This window comes from Sphingobium rhizovicinum (assembly GCF_042647625.1).
In the GTDB taxonomy this organism is placed as follows: Bacteria; Pseudomonadota; Alphaproteobacteria; order Sphingomonadales; family Sphingomonadaceae; genus Sphingobium; species Sphingobium rhizovicinum.
The window spans coordinates 50,001-70,538 of the sequence record NZ_JBHRVU010000004.1; the positions used below are offsets into that span (position 1 = coordinate 50,001).

Consider the following 20,538-nt stretch of genomic DNA (forward strand, 5'->3'; position numbering starts at 1 on the left):
CTCGCCCAGCGCATCGTCAATGAACTGAAGGACAAGATCGGCGCGGTTGCGACCGGCGGCCCGATCGGCATGGGCGGCGCGGCGGTGATGCCGACCGGCAGCTTCGCGGCGGACGCGCTGTCCGCGCTCCAGAATCTGGGCTTCAAGCCCGCCGAAGCCAGCAGCGCCGTCGCTGCGGCCGAAGAGGAACTGGGCGACGGCGCCAGCCTCGACGCGCTGGTGCGCCTCGCGCTGCGGAAGGCAGCGAAGTGAAGGAATATTGGATTAGCATTGCGAAAGGCTTATGATCGGATGATGGCAAATCTGAACATCTCCATGCCGCCAGCACTTGAACAATGGGTCGATAGCCGACTGGCGGAAGGGCGCTACGCGGATGCGGCAGACTATGTTCGTGACCTGATCCGTCGAGATCAAGAGGCCGATGAGGCCGAACGGCAATGGGTTCGCGAACGGCTGGCCGAAGGGTTTGCCTCCGGCGTGATCGACGCAGAACCTGAAGATGTCCTGCGAGAGATCATGGCGCGTCTGCCTGATGCCTAGGATCAGGCTTTCGGTCGCCGCACGACAGGATCTCGATGACATTCAGGACAGAGGGCTGGAAGCGTTTGGCCTGGCAGCAGTTCGGCGGCACATGCAGGGTTTCAACCGGATTTTCGCCTTATTGCGTACGCATCCGGCAATCGGTGAAGCTCGGCCTGATTATGGAGATAGCATCCGCGTGTTTTCTCATCGGCCGCACCGGATTTTCTATCATGTCGGAGAAAGAGAGATTTTGATCGTGCGCGTTCTTCATGCCGCGATGGATGCCGCCGCCGCCATGAGGCATCGCCCATGACGGACGACCGTCTCCTCACCCCGTCGCGCCGGCCGGAAGATGTCGACGCGGCGCTGCGGCCCAAATCGCTGGACGAGTTCGTCGGGCAGCAGGCCGCGCGGGAAAATCTGCGCATCTTCATTCAGGCGGCCAAGTCGCGCGGCGATGCGCTGGACCATGTGCTGTTCTTTGGCCCGCCGGGGCTGGGGAAGACCACGCTGGCGCAGATCGTGGCCAAGGAAATGGGCGTGGGCTTCCGTGCAACATCCGGTCCGGTCATTGCCAAGTCGGGCGATCTGGCTGCGTTGCTCACCAATCTGGATGAAGGCGACGTGCTGTTCGTGGACGAAATCCATCGCCTCAATCCGGCGGTCGAGGAAGTTCTCTATCCTGCGATGGAGGATCGCGCGCTCGACCTGATGATCGGGGAGGGGCCGTCGGCGCGATCGGTGCGGATCGATCTGCCGCGCTTCACGCTGGTTGGCGCGACGACGCGGCAGGGCCTGCTCACCACGCCGCTGCGCGATCGCTTCGGCATTCCGGTGCGGCTGCAATTCTACACGGTCGAGGAACTGGAACTGGTGGTGCGTCGCGCCGCGCGGCTGCTGGACCTGCCCATTACCCCGGACGGCGCGATCGAGATCGCCCGCCGGTCGCGGGGAACGCCACGCATCGCCGGGCGGTTGCTGCGCCGGGTGCGCGACTTCGCCAATGTGGCGGGTGCGCCGACCGTCGATGCCAAGGTCGCCGACGCATCGCTCCGCCGGCTGGAGGTCGACCAGTTGGGCCTGGACCTGATGGACCGGCGCTATCTGATGATGATTGCCGACATCTATCGCGGCGGTCCGGTCGGCGTGGAGACGCTGGCGGCGGGCCTTTCCGAGGCGCGCGACACGATCGAGGAAGTGGTCGAACCCTATCTCATTCAACTGGGCCTCATCGCCCGCACCGCGCGGGGCCGCTGCCTCAACGGGCCGGGTTGGAAGCATCTGGGCCTCAATCCGCCGGCTGGATCGCAAGACGGTCTTTTCGATTAAACGCAACCAACCGAAAGTCATGGTCGTTACGGCAAGGCTTGATTATAGCCTTGCCCACGCAACAGGCGCGCGTCAGACGCGCTGAAAATTCGCAGGAGTCGAGCCTTGAGGGCCATCGAGACATTTCCCAACCTCGTCACCATGTTCTTCGTGCGCGCGCAGGAGAAGGGCGACGCGCCCTTCCTGTGGCGCAAGAGCGGCGGCCAGTGGCAATCGCAAAGCTGGGCCGAGGTCGCGCGTCAGGTCGCCGCGCTCGCCGCCGCGCTGAAGGCGCAGGGGTTGAAGCCCGGCGATCCGGTGATGCTGGTCAGCGAAAATCGCCCGGAATTCTGCATCGCGGACCTTGCCATCATGGCGGCGGGATGCGTCACCGTGCCGACCTACACCACCAACACCACGCGCGATCACCAGCATATATTGACCGACAGCGGCGCGCGCGCCGTGATCGTGTCGACCGCCAAGCTGGCGCAGGCGCTGATGCCCGCCGTAGTCCGGTCGCAGGCCAGCTTCGTCATCGGCATGGAGCCGCTGCGCGGCGCGCAGGGCACATGCGTCTGCCATGTGTGGAGCGACCTGATCGCCGCCCATGCCAGCGACCCGGCGGCGGCCGTGGACGCCGTCGCCGCCGGCCAGAGCGCGGCGCGCAACGATCAGGCGTGCATCATCTACACCAGCGGCACCGGCGGCGCGCCGCGCGGGGTGATGCAGCATCATGGCGCGATCCTGGCCAATGTGGAGGGCGCGGCCAAGGTCGTGGCCGAGGATTTCGGTTGGGGGGACGAGGTGTTCCTGTCCTTCCTGCCGCTATCCCATGCCTATGAGCATAGCGGCGGCCAGTTCCTGCCGATGCTGCTGGCCGGGCAAATCTATTATGCGGAAGGGCTGGAAAAGCTCGCCTCCAATATCGAGGAAGCGCGGCCGACCATCATGGTCGTCGTCCCCCGCCTGTTCGAAGTGCTGCGCACCCGCATCATCAAGTCGATCGAAAAGCAGGGCAAATTCCCGACCTATTTGCTGGCGCAGGCGCTGCGCATCGCGGCCAGGGAACAGGCGGGCAGGGGATCGATCCTGGACCTGCCGATGAAGACGCTGCTGGCCCGCACGCTGGTTCCCAAGATTCGCGCGCGCTTTGGCGGGCGGATGAAGGCATTGGTGTCGGGCGGCGCACCGCTCAACCCGGACGTTGGCCTGTTCTTCCACGCCATGGGCCTCACCTTGTTGCAGGGCTATGGCCAGACCGAAGCGGGGCCGGTGATCAGTTGCAACCGGCCGCGCGCGGGCATCGCCATGGACACGGTCGGCCCGCCTCTCGACGGGGTGGAGGTGAAGATCGCCGAGGATGGCGAGATATTGGTGCGCGGCGAACTGGTCATGCATGGCTATTGGCGCAACCCGGTGGAAACCGAGAAGGTGCTCAGGGATGGCTGGCTCCACACCGGCGACATTGGCGAGATCGATGCCAAGGGCCGCATCCGCATCACCGATCGCAAGAAAGACCTGATCGTCAATGACAAGGGCGACAATGTCTCCCCGCAGAAGGTGGAGGGGATGCTGACGCTTCAGCCCGAAATCGGGCAGGCGATGGTCTATGGCGACCGGCGCCCCCATCTGGTCGGCCTGATCGTGCCGGACGCCGAATGGACCCGCGACTGGGCGATCGGGCAGGGCGTGGCGCTGGACAGCGTGGACACAAATCCCGCATATCAGGCGGCGCTGCGCGCGGCGGTCGACCGGGTGAATGACGATCTGTCGGTGATCGAACGGGTCCGCCGCTTCATCCTGGCGGACGAGCCGTTCGGAATCGAGAATGAGGAAATGACGCCGTCGATGAAGATTCGCCGCCATGTCCTGCGTAAACGCTACGCCGAAAGGCTGGACGCGCTGTACAAGGGGTGAAGCGGGCCTGTGGTCCTTTTGTTGTTCCGCATTCTCCCGTCAGCCGATTCCATCCGACTTCAGGCAATTGCCTGCACCAGCGCGCGCGGCACCTGCAGGATGGAGCCGTGGCGCGCGCCCGGCGGCATGGATAGCCGCGCGCTGACATCTTCCCATGTCGCCATGTCGCGGGTCATCGCCGCGCCCCAGCGTCCTTCCTTATAGACGTCATAATAGCAGATCAGCGCGTCGCCGACCTGCGCGGTCATCGGCCCTTCCACCCAGGCGGGAGAGAAGGGACGGGACAAGGGGCCGAACGGGCCAGTGGCGCTGTCGGCCTTCGCGACCTGGAGCCATTTGCGCGGCGGTTCGACCGTCTCGTCCTTGACGATCAGGTAGAGTTGCCTGTCGGGTCCATGGGCGAAGGTGCCGTCGATCACGCTGAAACCGGGATCATAAAGCGGCTCGGGCGTCGAGAATGTCTCGAAATCGGCGGTGCTGCATCGCCAGAGACGATGATTATAGGCGGATTCCGATGTGCCTGCCGTCCCGGTGAAGCGGCCGGTGACGGTGCTGGACCAGAAAATCTCATAATGACCCGTTCGGGGATCGCGGATCGCTTCGGGGGCCCAGCAATTGCGCGTGCCCGCTACGCCCTGCATCACCGGAATCGCCCTCTGCGCGGACCAGTGGATCAGGTCGCGGCTGGTCGCATGGCCGATGGTCACGCCTTCCCACGCCGTGGTCCAGAGCAGATGGTAGGTCCGGCCGTCATGGAAGAGGAAGGGATCGCGCAGCAGCTTCTTTTCGCCGACGTCCGGGACCAGCAGGCTGCGCCCACCAGCCAGCGGTCGGAAGGCGAAGCCATCGTCGCTGACGGCCAGTTTCAGGCCGTCGGCCTCCCCCTTCCTGCCGGTGGTGAAATAGGCGAAGAGGAACGGATCATCCCGTCGTGCGGGGCGGCCGGTGGCGCAGGCGGCAAGGGCGATCGCGCCCAGCCCCAGACTGAAATCACGGCGCCTCACGGATAATCCTTCGCCATCTGGCCATAGAGATCGAGCAGGGGATTGGCGACATAGTCGCCGCCATGGCCCATCGGGCCGGTCGGTTCGGGCCTGGGCGCGCTCTGCTCGGCGGCAAGGCCGCCGGGCGCTTCGGCGCTGTTGAGGCCCTGGGAAATCAGGTCGGGCTTGGGGCCGCCGCCCGCATTCTTGCCGTCAAGATCAAAGATCGCCTCCTGATGGCGGAACGGCTCCCAGATGAATGTCCCCCACCCATGTTTGCCGGGCAGGGCATGGACCAGATCGTTGATATAGCGTTTGCGGCTGGAATATTCGGCGACCAGCAGCCCCTTGTCGGGATAGCGCTTCACAAATTCGTTGAAGCATGTCTCCCAGTCGCCCTGCGCGCGCTGCTGATAGCAGGAAAAGCCGATCACGTCGAAATCGACCTTGCGCGCAATCAGCGCATCGGTCCACTCCCGCACGATCGGCCAGTGCCGGCCCAGATGATTGTGCAACTGGATGACGATGGCCGGTTCAGCGCGGCGCGCGCCCGCAATGCCGGCGCGCAGCAGGCTGGCGAAGCCGTCAAAGCCGCCCACCGCGCCGACCTTTGCATGATTGGCGTCGGTGACGGGATTGCCGGTCGGGGTGGAAAGCTTCACCCGGCCATAAGGCCAGAGCATGCCGAAGCTGGTTTCATTGCCGATCACCGCCATGTCGACCGGCGCGCCGCCCGCGCGCATCGCGACCAGCGTGTCATGGGTGTGGGCCTCCACCGCCTTTGCCAGTCGGGGCAGGTCGTAACCGGCCCAGGCGGCGGGCACGCCCTGATGCTCCGGGTCGGCCCATATGTCGCTATAGTGGAAGCTCAGCACCAGATAGAGGCCCGCCTCCCGAATGCGCCGCCCCAGTCGGATCGTCTGGTCAAGGCCTGCCCAGGCCTTGTCGGGTTCCTGGCGGGAATAGCCCCTGGCCGGATCGACGAAGATGCGCAGGCGGATGGCGTTGAAGCCTGCCTCGCGCAGCAGCAGGATCGGATCCCTGGGCTCGCCCTTCACGAAATAGCGCGCGCCCGCCGCCTCATCCTCCGGCACCCAGCTGATGTCCGCGCCGATCAGATAGGGGCCGGGCCGCGCGCCCTTATGGGTGGCCGCCCCGGCCGGCAGCGCCAGCCCAAGGGCCGCCAGCCCGGTCGATCGAAGCAAGGTGCGTCTGTCAGGCATGCAACCTCTCCTGTTGATGTGTTGCGGGAGGCTAGAGCATTTTCGAAGCAGATGGCATCATCTGCTGGCTCGGAAAATGCGGAAAACAAAAGAGAAATAAAGCATGATCCGATTCAGTAAGAACGGATTATGCTCTATGTCCTCCTCTCGAATATCGGTGCTCCTGCGAAAGCAGGAGCGCAGTGTATTCATCTCACCGCGCGAGCCATCCGCCATCGACCGCCAGAACATGGCCATGGATGTAATGTGCAGCCGGGGAAGACAGGAACACCGCCGCCCCGCCAATGTCGCTGGCCTCGCCCCAGCGCCCGGCCGGGATGCGCTCCTGTATCTGGCGGTTGCGCGTTTCGTCGGCTTGCAGCGCAGCGGTGTTGTTGGTCGCGATATAGCCCGGCGCGATCGCGTTGACGTTCACGCCTTTGGCCGCCCATTCATTCGCCAGCAGCTTGGTCAGCCCCGCTACCCCGCTCTTCGACGCGGTATAGCTCGGCACGCGAATCCCTCCCTGAAAGGATAGCAAGGATGCGATATTGACGATCTTGCCACTACCCTGGGCCAGCATATGCCGGCCCGCCGCCTGCGCCAGGAAGAAGGTGGATTTCAAATTGGTGTCGATCACCGCATCCCAGTCCGCCTCGCTGAAGTCCACGCTGTCGGCCCGGCGGATGATCCCGGCATTGTTGATCAATATGTCGAGACCGCCCAGCTTGGCGATCGTCTCGTCTACAACCCGCTGCACCGGCTCGATGCTACTGAGGTCGGCTGAAACGATCTCAGCCTTGCGGCCCAGCGCCCGCACCTTCTCGACAGTCTCCTGCGCCGGGGTACGGCCCACCGCTGCAATGTCGGCGCCAGCCTGAGCCAGCGACAGCGCGATCGCCTGCCCGATGCCCGTATTGGCCCCAGTGACGATCGCCACCTTGCCGGTCAGATCGAAGATATTGGTCATATGAAACTCCATGTCCCCCTCCCTTCAGGGAGGGGTCAGGGGAGGGCATGTGAGGGGAGGGGGCATGGGCAGCCTCTTCCCCGTCCGACATCAAGCCAGTTGGCAGATGTCCAGCACATTCATGTCGGTATAATCCTGATTCTCGCCCGCCATCGCCCAGATGAAGGCATAGGCCTTGGTGCCCGACCCCATATGCACCGACCATGGCGGAGAGATCACGGCTTCCTCATTGGCCATGATGATATGCCGCATCGCCTCGCCCTCACCCATATAGTGGAAGACGCGGTCGGCCGGGCCATCCAGCTCGAAATAGAAATAAATCTCGCTGCGCCGTTCGTGGATATGCGGGGGCATGGTGTTCCACACCGAACCGGGCTTCAGCACCGTCAGGCCCATCACCAGTTGCGCGCTGTCGCACACGCCGGGGATCACCAGCTGATAAATGGTGCGCTCGTTCGACTCTTCCAGCGAACCCCGCTCCAGCGCGTTGGCGTCGGCAATCCCCAGCTTGCGGGTCTGGAATCCCTTATGCGCCGGGCAGGAGGCCAGATAGAAGCGCGCACCGGCCCCGGCGAACAGCACCTCCTTCGCCCCCATCGTCACATAGAGGCAATCCTTGTTCCCAAGCGTGAAGACTTCGCCATCGACCGTGACCGTGCCTTCCACGCCCGATACATTGACGACCGCCAGTTCGCGCCGCTCCAGAAAGGGATGGCCCGCCGCCGAAGCCGGCTCGGTCTGCGCGGGCAGCGCCACCGGCGCGTCCACCACCGCCACGCCGCCGATCACGAACCGCTCGGCATGGGTATAGTTCAGCACGCACTCGCCGTCGCGGAACAGGCCCCCGATCAGATAGCGATCCCGCAACTCCTCGTTCGACACGCACTCCATCATATCGGGATGCGTCGCATAATAGGTCTTCTCGAACATCAGGCGTCTCCGTAGCCGCTTTTGCCGCAGCTTATACCGGAGCGCGGATCGAATGTAAGCCTATTTTGCCGTAATGTGGACTAATGTTCCTAAATGCGGTCAATGTTGCCGCAGCAACAGGACATGCAGGAAGCGCGGACCATGGGCACCGCGGACATAGGTGCCTTCAATATCGGTCGTGCCCGACACGCCGGTGATCCAGTAATGGGCGCGCGGCTGCATGCCGGGCAGGGGGGCATCCTCCAGATAGGGCATGATGTCGCCCACGCGCAGCAACACGATATGATGCAGCGCCAGGAAATTGGGGAGCATCGGCGCTTCGGGCGATGTTTCGAACACCAGCGATCCGGTTTCGGCTATCCCCTTGCGCGCAATGGCGATGGCGGCGCTTTCGTCGGGCGCTGCGGACGCATGCAGGGTGAAGCCGCTCCAGTCGCAGATCGCCAGACGCGGGTCGGGCGGCAGGCACAGGGTGCGCGCTTCGCCCTGTTCGTCCAGATAGCGGGCGATGGCGGCGGGCAGGTCCGTCATGTCGGCAATGACGTCATGGCTGGCATTGACGCTGGGCAGGGCAAGGCGGGCCAGAAACTCCGCCTCCAGCGCCGCCTCGTCCACTCTCGGCCGTTCCGGCGCGATCAGCAGGGCGTCGGCTTCCGTCTTGCTGGGCGCATCCCCCTTCAATCGGGCGAAGATCGTATCGCGGGCGCTCATGGGCGGCGCTCCTTCCTATATTGCTCCATGAAGGTCTGCGGCGCAGGTTTGGGCATGTCGCGATAACGGGTCCATCCGCCTGCCAGCGGCAGCTTGTCGATCCAGCCCTTGCGTCCCAGCAACCGCATCGCACGCACCGCCATGCCGGTGCCCAGTCGATAGAGAGCGGGCCGGCGCGCAACCCAGGCCCATAGCCCCAGCCCGAACCGCATCGTCTTCGGCTCCAGCCCTTCGCGCCAGCTCTTCTCGCGCCAGCCTCTCAGCAGGGTCGGCAGCGGAATCCGCACCGGGCAAACCTCCTGACATTTGCCATTGAGCGTGCAGGCATGGGCCAGATCGCGGCTCTGCTTCAGCCCGTCGAAAGCGGGCGTCAGCACCGACCCCATCGGCCCCGGATAGGTGCCGCCATAGGCATGGCCGCCAATCTGGCGAAACACCACGCAGTGATTCATGCAGGCGCCGCAGCGGATGCAGCGCAGCATCTCGGCCAGCCCTTCCTCGCGCATCTTCGTGCGGCCATTGTCGACCAGCACGATGTGCATCTCTTCCGGCCCGTCCCGGTCGCCCGCCCGCTTCGGCCCGGTATAGAAGGTCGTATATTGGGTCAGCGCCGCGCCGGTGGCGGATCGCGCCAGCATCCGCAACATATGGATGGCGTGCGGCATGCTCGGCACGATCTTCTCGATCCCCGCCGTCACGATATGGACGCGCGGCGGCACCAGCGACAATTCGGCATTGCCTTCATTGGTCACGGTGCAGACCGCGCCGGTGTCGGCGATCAGGAAATTGGCGCCCGATATGCCGACGTCCGCGCCCAGCATCTGCGTGCGCAATTCCCGCCGCGCGCTTTCCGCCATGGCGGCGATCGTTTCTTCCTCATGCGGGCTGCGATGCTTCGCCCTGAACAGCGCCGACACCTGCTCGCGCGTCTTGTGCATGGCGGGCCAGATGATGTGCGACGGCCGCTCGTCGGCCAGCTGGATGATATGTTCGGCCAGATCCGTCTCGACCCGGCCGATCCCGGCTTCGGCCAGCGCATGGGGCAGGCCGATCTCCTCGCCCAGCATCGATTTGGACCGCGCCACGCTCTTCGCGCCTGCCGCCTTGCAGATGTCGATCACGATCCGGCAGGCTTCGTCGGCGGTACTGGCCCAATGCACTTGCGCCCCGGCGGCAATCGCGTTCGCCTCAAACTCCTCCAGATAATGGCCGAGATGCGCGACGACATGATCCTTGATCGCCGCCGCCCGATCCCGCGCAGCCTCGAAATCCGGGAAGGCGTCGACTGCGACTGCCCGCTTGGCTTCCGCCGTTCCCGCCGTCCGCTCGACCGCCACCTTCAATATGCGATCAGCCAGCGCCGTGTCGGCCCGTTCTTTGAAGCCGCTCATGCCTCTTCCCCGATCGCCGGGCCGTCGCCCATGCCGGCGATCAGTTCGATCGCATGATAGGCGCGCACCTTGCTGCCCTTGCGATTGAGCTTGCCCGCCATGTTCATCAGGCATCCCAGATCGCCCGCCAGCAACAGGTCCGCGCCGGTCGCGTCGATCGCATCCGCCTTCTCGCCGACGATCGCGTTGGAGATGGCGGGATATTTGACGCAGAAGGTGCCGCCAAAGCCGCAGCACGTCTCTTCCCCCTGCAATGATGCAAAGGTCAGCCCGTCAATCGCCTTCAGCAACCGGCGCGGCTGCGCCTTGATGCCCAGTTCGCGCAGGCCCGAACAACTGTCATGATAGGTCGCCTTGGCATCCATACTGACATCTTCGGGCCGCCAGCCGCATATTTCGTCCAGATAGGCCATGATCTCGAACGTCTTGCCCGCCACCGCCTGCGCGCGGGCCAGCCATGCCGGGTTATCCTCGAAAATCTCTGGATAATGGCAACGGATCGTCCCCGCGCACGATCCCGACGGCACGACCACCGCTTCATAGGGTTCCAGCGCTACGATCGTCTGCTTCGCCAGCATCATCGCATGGTCCCGGTCGCCGCTGTTGAGCGCAGGCTGGCCGCAACAGGTCTGGCCCTCCGGTACGACCACCTCGCACCCCGCCGCCTCCAATGCGCGGATCGCGGCGAAGCCGATGCGCGGCCGCATCATATCGACCAGGCAGGTAACGAACAGGGCGACAGTCTTGGTCATGCTATATGGCGTTTCGCAAATTGGAGGAACAGGTCAGGCCAGGGCGCGGGCGCGGCGGGCGGCGCCACCAGCCCGAAACCATGACCGCCATTTTCGAACAGATGGCATTCGGCCGGGATCCGGCGCGCGCGCAGCGCGGCCAGCATCGCCAGACTATTGTCGACCGGCACTGCGAGATCGTCGATCGCATGGGCCAGAAAGACCGGCGGCGTTTCCGCGCTCACATCCTGATCCAGCGAATAAGCACGCATCCGCTCCGCCGTGGGATTTGGCCCCAGCAACTGGGTGCGCGATCCGGCATGGACAAACGGCCCCTCCATCTGGATCACCGGATAAAGATAGGCCGCGACCGCTGCTTTGATCGGCTCCCGGTCGGCCGCATCGATCGGTTGATAGGCTTCCACCGGCGCGCGGCTGGTCAGCCATGCGGCCAGATGCCCACCCGCCGAAAAGCCCATCACACCCACCCGGCTCGCATCATAATGTTCGCGCGGGGCGAGGGCACGGACCAGCCGCAACGCCCGCTGCGCATCCTGCAACGGCGCTTCTGCGCCCGCTGCCCAGCCATCGCCGGGCAGGCGATAGAGCAGCGAAAAACAGGCATAGCCCGCCGCCGCCAGCCGCCGGGCGACACTATAGCCCTCATGGCCGATGGCGACCCGGCTATAGCCGCCGCCGGGGATCAGCAGCATCGCTGCGCCATTGGGCCTCGCCCCCACCGATGCCGGGCGCAACAGCGTCAGCGTCGGCGTCACCACATGGGCGAAGACGCCATCGTCCGGCCCACTGTCCGCGCGGCGCAGCGTCTCCACCTCCTGCACGGTCACATGCTCGCCGCCCGGCGCCTTGCCCGGCCAGATCGGGAAGCGCTCGAACCCGGCGGGCAGGGGGAAGGGGGCGCTGCTCACCGTCTGCCCCAGAACAGGGCCAGCCATGGCGGCGCTCGCCACCGTTCCGGCGATCAGGCTGCGGCGATCGATCATCGGCATGTCGTCTTTCCCAATGGCGTATTGCGGGTCAGGTCCGGCCGCTGCGCCAGCACTTTGCGCGAAATCGGCAGGTCCACCGTCGACAGGCCCTGCGCCACCAGATTCGCCACCTGCCGCGCGCCCGTTTCGCTGAAATGGGTGTCATCGTCTATCCCCTTGGGGAAGGCGGCGATCCCGTCCTGCGCCCGATAATGGAGGTAGAGCGCCTTCGACGCGTCCGGCCCCGCCCGGTCGAGCCAGGCCCGCGACCGCGCCTCCAGGTCGATCAGCGGCACATGCAGGGTCGCCGCCAGATCGCGCATCACGCCCGACCATGCCGGATAGTCGGCGACAGCCTTGCCATCGGCGCCGAAGTTGCGCCGCGCGACCGGCGTCACCAGCACCGGAACCCCGCCCGCCGTCCGCACATCCCAGATGAAGCGCATCAGGTTGTTGCGATAGTCGGTCTGCGCCGGCGCCCAGCGTTCGGGCTTGCCCCGCGCCTGATCATTATGGCCGAACTGGATCAGCACCGTGTCGCCCGGCATCATATCGGCCAGCAACCTGTCCCATCGCCCTTCCGCCAGAAAGCTGCGGGTCGATCGCCCACCCATCGCATGATTGATCACCCGCACGTCCGCCTGCAACCCGCAAGCCAGCATCTGCCCCCATCCGGTCTGCGGATAGCGGTCCGGCGCATAGCTGGCAGCGGTGGAATCGCTGGCGATCAGGATCGTGTCGCCCGGCCGCGTGGCATGGGCAGGCAACGGCCCGGCCAGCAGGGCAAGTGCAACGATGGCTTTGGCGACGACCTTCATCGGCGATGTCCCATGCTCGACATATTCAACCCGTTCGCCCTGAACCTGTCGAAGGGCCGTTCTTCCCTGGAAAAGGGAGGGCTTCGGCAAGATCAGCCTGAATGGGAGGGAATGCCCTTATGCCTACTGCAAATTCACATACATGCCGCCGTCCACCAGCAGTGCGGCGCCGGTGACATAGGCCGCCATGTCGGACGCCAGGAACACGATCGGCCCGGCCAGATCCTCCGGCTGCCCCAGCCGGCCGAGCGGCGTGCGCGCCTCCATATATTGGCGTTTCTCGACATCGGCCAGATCATCCTTGTTGATCTCGGTCAGGATGGTGCCGGGCAGCACGCTGTTGCAGCGAATGCCATGCTTGCCCAGTGCGATCGCCGTGGACTGCATCAGCGAATGCACCCCCGCCTTGGTCGGGGTGTAATGGGTCTGATATTCCCCGCCGACCAGCGCCGAGATGGAGGATACCGCGACGATCGACCCGCCATGGCCTTGGCGAACCATCTGCTGCGCGGCCGCCTGCACCATGAAATAGGCGCCATGCAGGTTCACCTTGAACGTCCGCTCCACCACGTCGACCGGCATGTCGAGGAAGGCGTGGAACGGGCAGATACCCGCATTGCTGACCATCACATCCACCTTGCCGAACGCCTCGACCGCCTTGCCCACCAAATCCTGCGCGGTCTGCGGGTCGGCGACGTCACCCTTCACCGCGATCGCCCGCTGGCCCAGCGCCTCGATCTCCGCCACGCAGCTAAGGGCCGGGCCGTCGCTATGGGCATAGTTGATCGCGACATCGGCGCCATGCTGCGCCGCGCCGATGGCGGCGGCGCGGCCGATGCCGGTGGATGCGCCGGTGACGAGGACGGTCTTGCCTTCAAGCAGCTTCATGGGGTTGATATTCCTTACACTATCGCCGCGCGGAGCGGCGGGATGGTTTGACGGCCGGGGTCCAGCCCAGGTCCGCGCTGATCTTTTGTGCGGTGTCGCGCACCTCGCCGCTCAGGGCGGCCATGCGCTCGTCGTCCATATATTGCGCCGCGCTCGACAGGCTGATGGCGGCGACGATCGTGCCGGACGCATCGCGCACGGGGGCGGCGACGCAGCGTATCTGATCCTCATTCTCCTCCAGATCGAAGGATCGGCCCTCGGCCACATAGCCGCGCATCCGCTCCAGCCATGCGGCGGCGTCGGCATCATGCGTGCCCGCTTCGCGCTCCGCGTCCAGCAGGCGCGTCCATTTGGCTTCGGGATCGTCCAGCATGAGCGCCTTGCCCAGCCCCGTGGAGGTCAGCGGGTGCCGGTCGCCGATGCGGCTGGATATTTCCACACGGCGGCGGCCGGGTATTTTGTCCAGATACAGCGCCTGATCGCCATCCAACCGCCCCAGATGCACCACATCCTCGCTGCTGGCGGCCAGCGCCTCCAGATGCGGCCGCGCAATCTGCACCAGATCCGCCTGACTCTGCGCCAGAAATCCCAGCTGCAACAGCTTTGGCCCCAATTGATAGCCTTCGCGCGGCAGGAAGATCAGGAAACCGCGCTCCACCAGCGCATTGGCCAGACGATGCGTGGTCGACCGCGTCAGCCCCATGCGTGTCGACAGGTCGGCGAGCTTGATCGGCCCGTCGATGACCTGATCGAGCAGGTCCAGTCCGCGTTGCAGGGTCTGCGATCCCTGCACTTTCGACTTTTCCTCTCGCTCTCCCGATTCCGGGTTTGACGCATTCTGTATCATCTTCTAATACTCTATCCCACAAAATGAGAAAAACAAGGGTCAAGGAGAGGCCGGATATGATTCTTCGGATCGGTCCAATCTCCCCATCGCCCGGCTTTATGCCCATTTTGGCCATATGTTGGAAGTTTTGGTCAGATCGTCCCATATTTTGGACGACTGCCATGATCCGGGGAGTTTTCGCGTGCCGATCGTGACGTTGCCGAAGATCAAGCATGTCCGCGCCTTCACCGTGCGCGGCGGGGGCGCCGACTATCATGACCAGGGCGAAGGCCACTGGATCGACGATCATATCGCCACGCCCATGTCCAAATATCCCGAATATCGCCAGTCGCGGCAGAGCTTCGGCATCAATGTGCTGGGCACTTTGGTCGTGGAGATCGAGGCGGAGGACGGCACCGTCGGTTTCGCGGTGACGACCGGCGGCGAACCGGCCGCCTATATCGTGGAAAAGCATCTCGCCCGCTTCCTCGAAGGCCGCTCGCCGACCGACTATGAGAAAATCTGGGACCAGATGTACTTCTCGACCCAATATTATGGGCGCAAGGGGCTGGTCATCAACGCCATTTCCGGCGTCGACCTCGCGCTCTGGGACTTGCTCGGCAAGCTGCGGCAGGAGCCGGTCTATCATCTGCTCGGCGGCGCCGTGCGTGACGAACTGCAATTCTACGCCACTGGCGCACGGCCGGACAAGGCGAAGGAATTTGGCTTCATCGGCGGCAAGATGGCGCTGCACCACGGCCCGGCCGAGGGTGTCGAGGGCCTGAAGAAGAACATCGCCGAACTGGCCGACATGCGGTCAAAGGTCGGCGATGATTTCTGGCTGATGTGGGACTGCTGGATGGCGCTCGACGTCGACTATGCCACCCGCCTTGCCATCGCGGCGCATGACCTCGGCCTCAAATGGATCGAGGAAGCGATCAGCCCCGACGATTATTGGGGCTATGCCGCGCTCAAGCGCAACGTGCCCAGGGGCATGCTGGTCACCACCGGCGAGCATGAAGCGACCCGCTGGGGCTTCCGCATGCTGATGGAAATGGACTGCTGCGACATCATCCAGCCCGATGTCGGCTGGTGCGGCGGCGTGACCGAATTGCTGAAGATCAGCGCGCTCGCTGACGCCCATGGCAAGATGGTCGTGCCGCATGGCTCGTCGGTCTACAGCTATCATTTCGTCATCACCCGCCACAACTCGCCCTTCGCCGAGTTCCTGATGATGCACCCCGGACCGACGGAGGTGGTGCCGATGTTCCACCCGCAGTTGCTGGGCGAGCCGGTGCCGGAAAATGGCCGCCTGAAAGTGACCGCGCTCGACAAGCCGGGCTTCGGCGTCGACCTCAACCCCGACATCACCATGCACCGCCCCTATACCCACTGATCTGACAGAGAGACTGACCCCATGAAATTCGTTCGTTTCGGCCAGCGTGGCCAGGAAAAGCCCGGCGTCATCGACAGTGACGGCAATATCCGCGACCTGTCGGGCGTCGTGTCCGATCTGACCGTCGAAAGCCTCGCCGCCGCCAAGGCCGCCGACATCGCATCGCTCCCCGTCGTGGAGGGCGAACCGCGCTATGGCGTGCCGGTCAAGGGCATCGGCAAGATCGTCGCCATCGGCCTCAATTATGAGGATCATGCGATCGAATCGAACCTGCCGATCCCGACCGAACCGATGATGTTCATGAAAGCGCTGTCCTCGCTGAACGGCCCCAATGACGAAGTCGTGCTGCCGAAGAACAGCACCCATGGCGACTGGGAAGTCGAACTGGGCGTCGTCATCGGCGAAACCTGCCGCTTCGTCAGCGAAGAAGACGCCCTGTCGAAGGTCGCGGGCTATGTCCTCGTCAACGACGTGTCCGAACGCTTCAACCAGAAGCAGCGCGGCACCCAGTGGTCCAAGGGCAAGGGCCATGACACCTTCTGCCCGGTCGGCCCCTGGCTGGTGACGGCGGACGAAGTGGGCGATCCGCAGAATCTCGATATGTATCTGAACGTCAATGGCGAGCGGATGCAGACCGGCAACACGAAGACGATGATCTTCAACGTCGCCCAGCTCATCTCCTATGTCAGCGAATATATCACCCTCTATCCGGGTGACCTGATGATCACCGGCACCCCGCCGGGCGTGGGTGAGGGCAAGAAGCCTAATGCCATCTATCTCAAGGCCGGCGACGTCATGGAACTGGGCATCGAAAAGCTGGGCGTCCAGACGCAGAATGTCTCCGAATGGCGTCACCTTGGCGATGAGGTGCTGGGATGAGCGTCTGGTCGGGACGATTTGAAGGCCAGACGGCGGTCATCACCGGCGGCGCGTCCGGGCTTGGCCGTCTGGTCGCCAAACGCATCGTCGCCGAAGGCGGTGACGTGGTGTTGTGGGATCTGAACGCGGAAGCGCTTGCGGCCGCGAAGGTGGAAGTCGCGGCAACCCACACCATCGCCCTCGACATTTCGGATCAGGCGGCGGTCGAAAGGGCCGCGGCGGAAAGCTTCCATGTTCTGGGCACCCGCATCGACGTGCTGGTCTGTTCGGCCGGCATCACCGGCGCAACGGCTACCGTCTGGGACTATCCCGTCGACAGCTGGCAGCGGGTGATCGACATCAACTTGAACGGCCTTTTCTACTGCAACCGTGCAGTGGTGCCGTTCATGCTCCAGAACAGCTATGGCCGGATCGTCAACCTGGCCTCGGTCGCAGGCAAGGAAGGCAACCCCAACGCCAGCGCCTATTCGGCCAGCAAGGCGGGCGTGATAGGCTTCACCAAGTCGCTTGGCAAGGAACTGGCCGGCAAGGGCGTCATCGCCAACGCGCTGACCCCCGCCACCTTCGAAAGCCCGATCCTGGCCCAGCTTCCCCAGAGCCAGGTCGATTATATGCGTTCGAAAATCCCGATGGGCCGGCTCGGTCTGGTCGAGGAATCGGCCGCCATGGTCTGCTTCATGGCCAGCGAGGAATGCAGCTTCACCACCGCGTCGACCTTCGACACGTCGGGCGGCCGCACCACCTTCTAAAGTCAAAGTTGCGCGGCGCGACCGGCCAAAAGAGCCGGAGCGCCTTCCTTCTCTCTCCGTTCGCCCTGAGCCTGTCGAAGGGCAGGCTGAGCGAAGTCGAAGCCTTCACTGCGCTCAGGCAAGGGGCTTCGACTTCGCTCAGCCGGAACGGAAGGGGGCTGAACCATTTTACAGGAGTGGATAGCCATGATCCCCTTTGTCGATGCCCATATCCATTTATGGGATCTCAAGCATATCCGCTACGACTGGCTCAGCCCGCCCTTTTCGGATGACGGGCCGAACGGCAGTGTTGAGCCGATCGCCCATGATTATGGCGTCGCCCACTATCGCGCCGACCTTGCCCGCTGGAATGTCGTGGGCGCGGTCCATGTCGACGCCGGCGCTGCGGCGGACAGCGCCCTGCGCGAAACCCAGTGGCTCGATGGCCTCGCCCGGATTGAGGGCCTGCCCACCGGCTTCGTCGCCTTCGCCGCGCTCAATGATCCGGACGTCGACGCCCTGCTCGCCGCACAGGCGGCCCATCCCCGCGTCAAGGGCATCCGCCATATCGTCAACTGGCATCCCGACCCGAAGCGCACCTACACGCCCGCCGACCTGACCGTCGATCCGCAATGGCAGGCCGGCTACGCCCTGCTCGCCAAGCACGGCCTGTCCTTCGACCTGCAATGCTATCCTGGCCAGATGCCGGGCCTCGCCGCGCTGATCGCCCGCCATCCCGACATCCTGGTGATCATCAACCATATGGGCATGCCGGTGCTGACCGATCCCGACGGCCTTGATGACTGGCGCCGGGGCATGAAGGCGCTCGCCGCCCTGCCCCATGTCGCGGTCAAGCTGTCAGGCATGGGCTTCATCCGCCGCGACTGGACCCGCGAGACGATCGAACCGCTGGTCCGCGAGGCGATCGACCTGTTCGGCGTGGAGCGCTGCGCCTTCGCCAGCGACACGCCGACCGACAAGCTGTTCGGCCCCATCGACCGCTATATGGAAGCCTATCACGCCATCGTCGCGGATTTCCCCGAAGCTGATCGCCGCGCCCTCTTCGCCGGCAATGCCAACCGCCTCTATCGTCTGGGACTTGCCCTATGATCGCCAATCCTCTGCTCGGCGTGCTGTTCCACTGGCTGGGTGGCCTTGCCTCGGCCAGTTTCTATGTCCCCTTCCGGGGCGTCAAACGCTGGAACTGGGAGATTTTCTGGATCACCGGCGGCATCTTCTCCTGGGTGGTCGCGCCCTGGTTCTTCGCGTCGGTCCAGACTCAAGACCTGATGGGCGTGATGCGCCAGGCGCCGTCCTCGGTGGTTGGCTGGTGCGTCTTCTTCGGCGTCCTCTGGGGTTTTGGCGGCCTGACCTATGGCCTCACCATGCGCTATCTCGGCCTGTCGCTCGGCATGGCGGTGGTGCTGGGCCTCTGCACCGTCTTCGGTACGCTGATCCCGCCGATCTTCGACGGCACCTTCATGACGGAGATCGCCGGCACGACCCATGGCCGGATCGTCCTGCTCGGCCTTGCCGTCACGCTGCTTGGCATCATCGTCGTCGCCCGCGCCGGCGCGCGCAAGGATGAAGCGCTCAGCCCCGCGCAAAAGGCCGCCGCCGTCGCCGAGTTTGATTTCAAGAAGGGCATCGCCGTCGCCATCTTCTCCGGCATCATGTCCAGTTGCTTCGCCTTTGGTCTGGCGGCGGGACAGCCGGTCAATGAACTCAGCCGCGCGGCTGGCACTGGCCCGCTCTGGGTCGGCCTGCCCGCCTTGTGCCTCGTCATGTTCGGCGGCCTTGTCACCAACGCGCTCTGGTGCGGCTGGCTGATCGTGAAGAACAAATCGGCCGGCCAGTGGCTGGGCGCCCCCGACGCATCGGGCCAGCGTCCGAAGCTGCTGCCCAACTTCCTGCTCTGCGCGCTCGCCGGCACCGCCTGGTATTTCCAGTTCTTCTTCTACACGATGGGGGAAAGCCAGATGGGCCGCTTTGGCTTTTCCAGCTGGACGCTCCACATGGCCTCGATCATCATCTTCGGCACCCTCTGGGGCTTTGCCTTCCGCGAGTGGAAGGATGCCGCCCCCGCCGTCCGCCGCATGGTGTGGACGGGCGTCGGCCTGCTGGTCTTCGCCACCATCATCATCGGCTATGGCAACCGGCTGGCGGTGTGATCGTCTGGCGCGGGTCTAGAGCATTATCCGATCAATTTGGATCGGATAATGCTCTATTTCTCCTTTTTTTTCCGCATTTTCCGAGTCAGCAGCAGATGCCATCTGCTTTGAAAATGCTCTAATGCCGCGCCAGCACCGCGTCCGACTGGCGGCGGATCAGCTGATAATCCAGCTTCACCTTGCCGATAATGCCGGCCGTGCCTTCATCCTGGGTGCGGAACCGCATCGCCAGCAGGCCGATCGCCTCCCGGCTCATGTCGCGGATCGGCTGGCGGATGGTGGTGAGCGCCGGCCAGATCGCGCTGGCCAGCGGCGTATCGTCAAACCCGCATATGCTGATTTCGGCCGGCACGTTGATCCGCCGCTGGTGCGCCACGGTGATGGCTGCGGCCGCCATATCGTCATTGCAGGCGAAGATCGCGGTCGGGCGCGCCTCCAGCGCCATCAGCTGCTCGGCCGCATCCAGCCCGGACCGATAGCTATAGTCGCCCGGCACGATCAGCCGTTCGTCCACGTCCAGCCCATGCTGCGCCAGCGCGTCGCGAAAGCCCTGCAATCGCCGCGCGCTTGATCGGTGGCGCGGATTGCCCTCGATGAAGCCGATGCGCTGATGCCCCAGTTCAATAAGGTGCCGGGTCAGGTCATAGGCGGCGTGCCGGTCGTCGGTGCCTACGGTCAGCATGTCCGGTCCGTCCCGGTCCGGCGCGATCGCGACGATGGCGATGTCGCGCGCCTGCAATCCGTCGATCAGCTCGGCCCAGTCGCACAGCGGCGGCGGCAGGATCACGCCGGCGACATGCGCCTGCGCGACCTGTTCGACGATTTCCTGCGCAAACGCGCCCTGCGCACATTGTTCGACCACCAGATGCAGATGCCGCTGCGGCGCTTCCCCCAGCGCGCCCAGCAGCAATTCGCCCAGATAGGCCGATGTGGTGCTGTTGCTGTGGAGCAGCGCGACCCGGCGGTCGGCGCTGCCGGCCAGCGCGCGGGCGGACGCATTGGGAATATAGCCCAGATCCTTGACCGCCTGCTCCACCGCTTTCTGCGCCTTGGCGCTGACCAGCGCCTTGCCGTTGATGGCGCGCGATGCGGTCATGATCGACACGCCGGCGCGGGCGGCAACCTCCTTGATCGTGGGCGGCTTCTTTTTCTGGCTTTTCATGCCCCGGTCCTAGCCG

22 protein-coding genes (1 of these 22 cut by a window edge) are annotated in these 20,538 nt (G+C 64.6%); 10 read left to right on the top strand and 12 right to left on the bottom strand.

Translation table 11 applies throughout. The features are described 5' to 3' along the window. The 5 genes from ruvA to ACFOKF_RS01595 all read left to right on the top strand — a co-directional run. Positions 1–252, top strand: the 3' end of a protein-coding gene (ruvA, locus tag ACFOKF_RS01575) for a Holliday junction branch migration protein RuvA (RefSeq protein WP_380792487.1). The gene continues 357 nt to the left of window position 1, outside the view; the window shows 252 of its 609 coding nt (coding positions 358–609); the start codon falls outside the window, past its left edge; it ends in the stop codon at positions 250–252. Positions 253–291: 39 nt separating this feature from the next. Next, entirely contained in the window at positions 292–540 is a 249-nt protein-coding gene (locus ACFOKF_RS01580; RefSeq protein ID WP_380792490.1) for a type II toxin-antitoxin system ParD family antitoxin, read from the top strand. Beyond that, a complete protein-coding gene (locus tag ACFOKF_RS01585; RefSeq protein ID WP_380792493.1) occupies positions 533–835 on the top strand; it encodes a type II toxin-antitoxin system RelE/ParE family toxin in 303 nt (100 codons plus the stop codon). The genes ACFOKF_RS01580 and ACFOKF_RS01585 overlap by 8 nt, the downstream gene beginning before the upstream one ends. Further along, the gene (ruvB, locus tag ACFOKF_RS01590) at positions 832–1,851 is read left to right on the top strand and encodes a Holliday junction branch migration DNA helicase RuvB (RefSeq protein WP_380792496.1); all 1,020 of its coding nucleotides are present in this window, start codon (positions 832–834) and stop codon (positions 1,849–1,851) included. Before ACFOKF_RS01585 ends, ruvB begins: the two co-directional genes overlap by 4 nt. Before the next feature lie 105 nt (positions 1,852–1,956). Then, positions 1,957–3,747, top strand: coding sequence for an AMP-dependent synthetase/ligase (locus ACFOKF_RS01595; protein ID WP_380792499.1), 1,791 nt, complete (start codon positions 1,957–1,959; stop codon positions 3,745–3,747). Between the two features lie 59 nt (positions 3,748–3,806). Here the strand turns inward: ACFOKF_RS01595 and ACFOKF_RS01600 are convergent, their stop codons facing one another. The 11 genes from ACFOKF_RS01600 to ACFOKF_RS01650 form a co-directional block, all read right to left on the bottom strand. After that, positions 3,807–4,751 (bottom strand): glycoside hydrolase family 43 protein, encoded by a 945-nt coding sequence (locus ACFOKF_RS01600; protein ID WP_380792502.1) that lies wholly within the window; start codon positions 4,749–4,751, stop codon positions 3,807–3,809. Beyond that, positions 4,748–5,953, bottom strand: a complete 1,206-nt coding sequence (locus tag ACFOKF_RS01605; RefSeq protein ID WP_380792505.1) for a glycosyl hydrolase 53 family protein — start codon at positions 5,951–5,953, stop codon at positions 4,748–4,750. The genes ACFOKF_RS01600 and ACFOKF_RS01605 overlap by 4 nt, the downstream gene beginning before the upstream one ends. A 193-nt stretch (positions 5,954–6,146) precedes the next feature. Then, on the bottom strand, positions 6,147–6,902 hold the full coding sequence (kduD, locus tag ACFOKF_RS01610) for a 2-dehydro-3-deoxy-D-gluconate 5-dehydrogenase KduD (protein WP_380792508.1): 756 nt from the start codon (positions 6,900–6,902) through the stop codon (positions 6,147–6,149). A gap of 90 nt (positions 6,903–6,992) precedes the next feature. Further along, on the bottom strand, positions 6,993–7,832 hold the full coding sequence (gene kduI / locus ACFOKF_RS01615) for a 5-dehydro-4-deoxy-D-glucuronate isomerase (RefSeq protein WP_380792511.1): 840 nt from the start codon (positions 7,830–7,832) through the stop codon (positions 6,993–6,995). Positions 7,833–7,931: 99 nt separating this feature from the next. Next, entirely contained in the window at positions 7,932–8,543 is a 612-nt protein-coding gene (locus ACFOKF_RS01620; protein WP_380792514.1) for a LutC/YkgG family protein, read from the bottom strand. After that, entirely contained in the window at positions 8,540–9,934 is a 1,395-nt protein-coding gene (locus ACFOKF_RS01625) for a lactate utilization protein B (RefSeq protein WP_380792517.1), read from the bottom strand. The genes ACFOKF_RS01620 and ACFOKF_RS01625 overlap by 4 nt, the downstream gene beginning before the upstream one ends. After that, on the bottom strand, positions 9,931–10,686 hold the full coding sequence (locus ACFOKF_RS01630) for a (Fe-S)-binding protein (RefSeq protein WP_380792520.1): 756 nt from the start codon (positions 10,684–10,686) through the stop codon (positions 9,931–9,933). The genes ACFOKF_RS01625 and ACFOKF_RS01630 overlap by 4 nt, the downstream gene beginning before the upstream one ends. Continuing rightward, a complete protein-coding gene (locus tag ACFOKF_RS01635) occupies positions 10,683–11,675 on the bottom strand; it encodes an alpha/beta hydrolase (RefSeq protein ID WP_380792523.1) in 993 nt (330 codons plus the stop codon). The genes ACFOKF_RS01630 and ACFOKF_RS01635 overlap by 4 nt, the downstream gene beginning before the upstream one ends. Beyond that, positions 11,666–12,472: a rhamnogalacturonan acetylesterase gene (locus tag ACFOKF_RS01640; protein WP_380792526.1), complete on the bottom strand. Its 807-nt coding sequence runs from the start codon at positions 12,470–12,472 to the stop codon at positions 11,666–11,668. Before ACFOKF_RS01640 ends, ACFOKF_RS01635 begins: the two co-directional genes overlap by 10 nt. 123 nt (positions 12,473–12,595) lie before the next feature. Beyond that, positions 12,596–13,360: an SDR family NAD(P)-dependent oxidoreductase gene (locus ACFOKF_RS01645; RefSeq protein WP_380792529.1), complete on the bottom strand. Its 765-nt coding sequence runs from the start codon at positions 13,358–13,360 to the stop codon at positions 12,596–12,598. A gap of 19 nt (positions 13,361–13,379) precedes the next feature. Continuing rightward, on the bottom strand, positions 13,380–14,207 hold the full coding sequence (locus tag ACFOKF_RS01650; protein ID WP_380792532.1) for an IclR family transcriptional regulator: 828 nt from the start codon (positions 14,205–14,207) through the stop codon (positions 13,380–13,382). A 190-nt stretch (positions 14,208–14,397) separates the two neighbouring features. On the opposite strand from ACFOKF_RS01650, the gene rhmD reads away from it, so the two are divergent. The 5 genes from rhmD to rhaT all read left to right on the top strand — a co-directional run bounded on the left by rhmD (position 14,398) and on the right by rhaT (position 19,360). Then, positions 14,398–15,582, top strand: coding sequence for an L-rhamnonate dehydratase (gene rhmD, locus ACFOKF_RS01655; RefSeq protein WP_380797609.1), 1,185 nt, complete (start codon positions 14,398–14,400; stop codon positions 15,580–15,582). A gap of 21 nt (positions 15,583–15,603) precedes the next feature. Then, a complete protein-coding gene (locus tag ACFOKF_RS01660; protein ID WP_380792534.1) occupies positions 15,604–16,461 on the top strand; it encodes a fumarylacetoacetate hydrolase family protein in 858 nt (285 codons plus the stop codon). Continuing rightward, the gene (locus tag ACFOKF_RS01665; RefSeq protein WP_380792536.1) at positions 16,458–17,210 is read left to right on the top strand and encodes an SDR family NAD(P)-dependent oxidoreductase; all 753 of its coding nucleotides are present in this window, start codon (positions 16,458–16,460) and stop codon (positions 17,208–17,210) included. The genes ACFOKF_RS01660 and ACFOKF_RS01665 overlap by 4 nt, the downstream gene beginning before the upstream one ends. Positions 17,211–17,396: 186 nt before the next feature. After that, entirely contained in the window at positions 17,397–18,299 is a 903-nt protein-coding gene (locus ACFOKF_RS01670; protein WP_380792538.1) for an amidohydrolase family protein, read from the top strand. Then, on the top strand, positions 18,296–19,360 hold the full coding sequence (rhaT, locus tag ACFOKF_RS01675) for an L-rhamnose/proton symporter RhaT (RefSeq protein ID WP_380792540.1): 1,065 nt from the start codon (positions 18,296–18,298) through the stop codon (positions 19,358–19,360). Before ACFOKF_RS01670 ends, rhaT begins: the two co-directional genes overlap by 4 nt. A 118-nt stretch (positions 19,361–19,478) precedes the next feature. Here the strand turns inward: rhaT and ACFOKF_RS01680 are convergent, their stop codons facing one another. Beyond that, positions 19,479–20,522: a LacI family DNA-binding transcriptional regulator gene (locus tag ACFOKF_RS01680; RefSeq protein WP_380792542.1), complete on the bottom strand. Its 1,044-nt coding sequence runs from the start codon at positions 20,520–20,522 to the stop codon at positions 19,479–19,481. Between the last annotated feature and the right edge of the window lie 16 nt (positions 20,523–20,538).

Coding starts and splice junctions, on each gene's coding strand:
- ACFOKF_RS01580 (WP_380792490.1), top strand. CDS start 292: ATGATGGCAAATCTGAACATCTCCATGCCGCCAGCACTTGAACAATGG.
- ACFOKF_RS01585 (WP_380792493.1), top strand. CDS start 533: ATGCCTAGGATCAGGCTTTCGGTCGCCGCACGACAGGATCTCGATGAC.
- ruvB (WP_380792496.1), top strand. CDS start 832: ATGACGGACGACCGTCTCCTCACCCCGTCGCGCCGGCCGGAAGATGTC.
- ACFOKF_RS01605 (WP_380792505.1), bottom strand. CDS start 5,953: ATGCCTGACAGACGCACCTTGCTTCGATCGACCGGGCTGGCGGCCCTT.
- kduD (WP_380792508.1), bottom strand. CDS start 6,902: ATGACCAATATCTTCGATCTGACCGGCAAGGTGGCGATCGTCACTGGG.
- kduI (WP_380792511.1), bottom strand. CDS start 7,832: ATGTTCGAGAAGACCTATTATGCGACGCATCCCGATATGATGGAGTGC.
- ACFOKF_RS01620 (WP_380792514.1), bottom strand. CDS start 8,543: ATGAGCGCCCGCGATACGATCTTCGCCCGATTGAAGGGGGATGCGCCC.
- ACFOKF_RS01625 (WP_380792517.1), bottom strand. CDS start 9,934: ATGAGCGGCTTCAAAGAACGGGCCGACACGGCGCTGGCTGATCGCATA.
- ACFOKF_RS01630 (WP_380792520.1), bottom strand. CDS start 10,686: ATGACCAAGACTGTCGCCCTGTTCGTTACCTGCCTGGTCGATATGATG.
- ACFOKF_RS01635 (WP_380792523.1), bottom strand. CDS start 11,675: ATGCCGATGATCGATCGCCGCAGCCTGATCGCCGGAACGGTGGCGAGC.
- ACFOKF_RS01640 (WP_380792526.1), bottom strand. CDS start 12,472: ATGAAGGTCGTCGCCAAAGCCATCGTTGCACTTGCCCTGCTGGCCGGG.
- ACFOKF_RS01645 (WP_380792529.1), bottom strand. CDS start 13,360: ATGAAGCTGCTTGAAGGCAAGACCGTCCTCGTCACCGGCGCATCCACC.
- ACFOKF_RS01650 (WP_380792532.1), bottom strand. CDS start 14,207: ATGATACAGAATGCGTCAAACCCGGAATCGGGAGAGCGAGAGGAAAAG.
- ACFOKF_RS01660 (WP_380792534.1), top strand. CDS start 15,604: ATGAAATTCGTTCGTTTCGGCCAGCGTGGCCAGGAAAAGCCCGGCGTC.
- ACFOKF_RS01665 (WP_380792536.1), top strand. CDS start 16,458: ATGAGCGTCTGGTCGGGACGATTTGAAGGCCAGACGGCGGTCATCACC.
- ACFOKF_RS01670 (WP_380792538.1), top strand. CDS start 17,397: ATGATCCCCTTTGTCGATGCCCATATCCATTTATGGGATCTCAAGCAT.
- rhaT (WP_380792540.1), top strand. CDS start 18,296: ATGATCGCCAATCCTCTGCTCGGCGTGCTGTTCCACTGGCTGGGTGGC.
- ACFOKF_RS01680 (WP_380792542.1), bottom strand. CDS start 20,522: ATGAAAAGCCAGAAAAAGAAGCCGCCCACGATCAAGGAGGTTGCCGCC.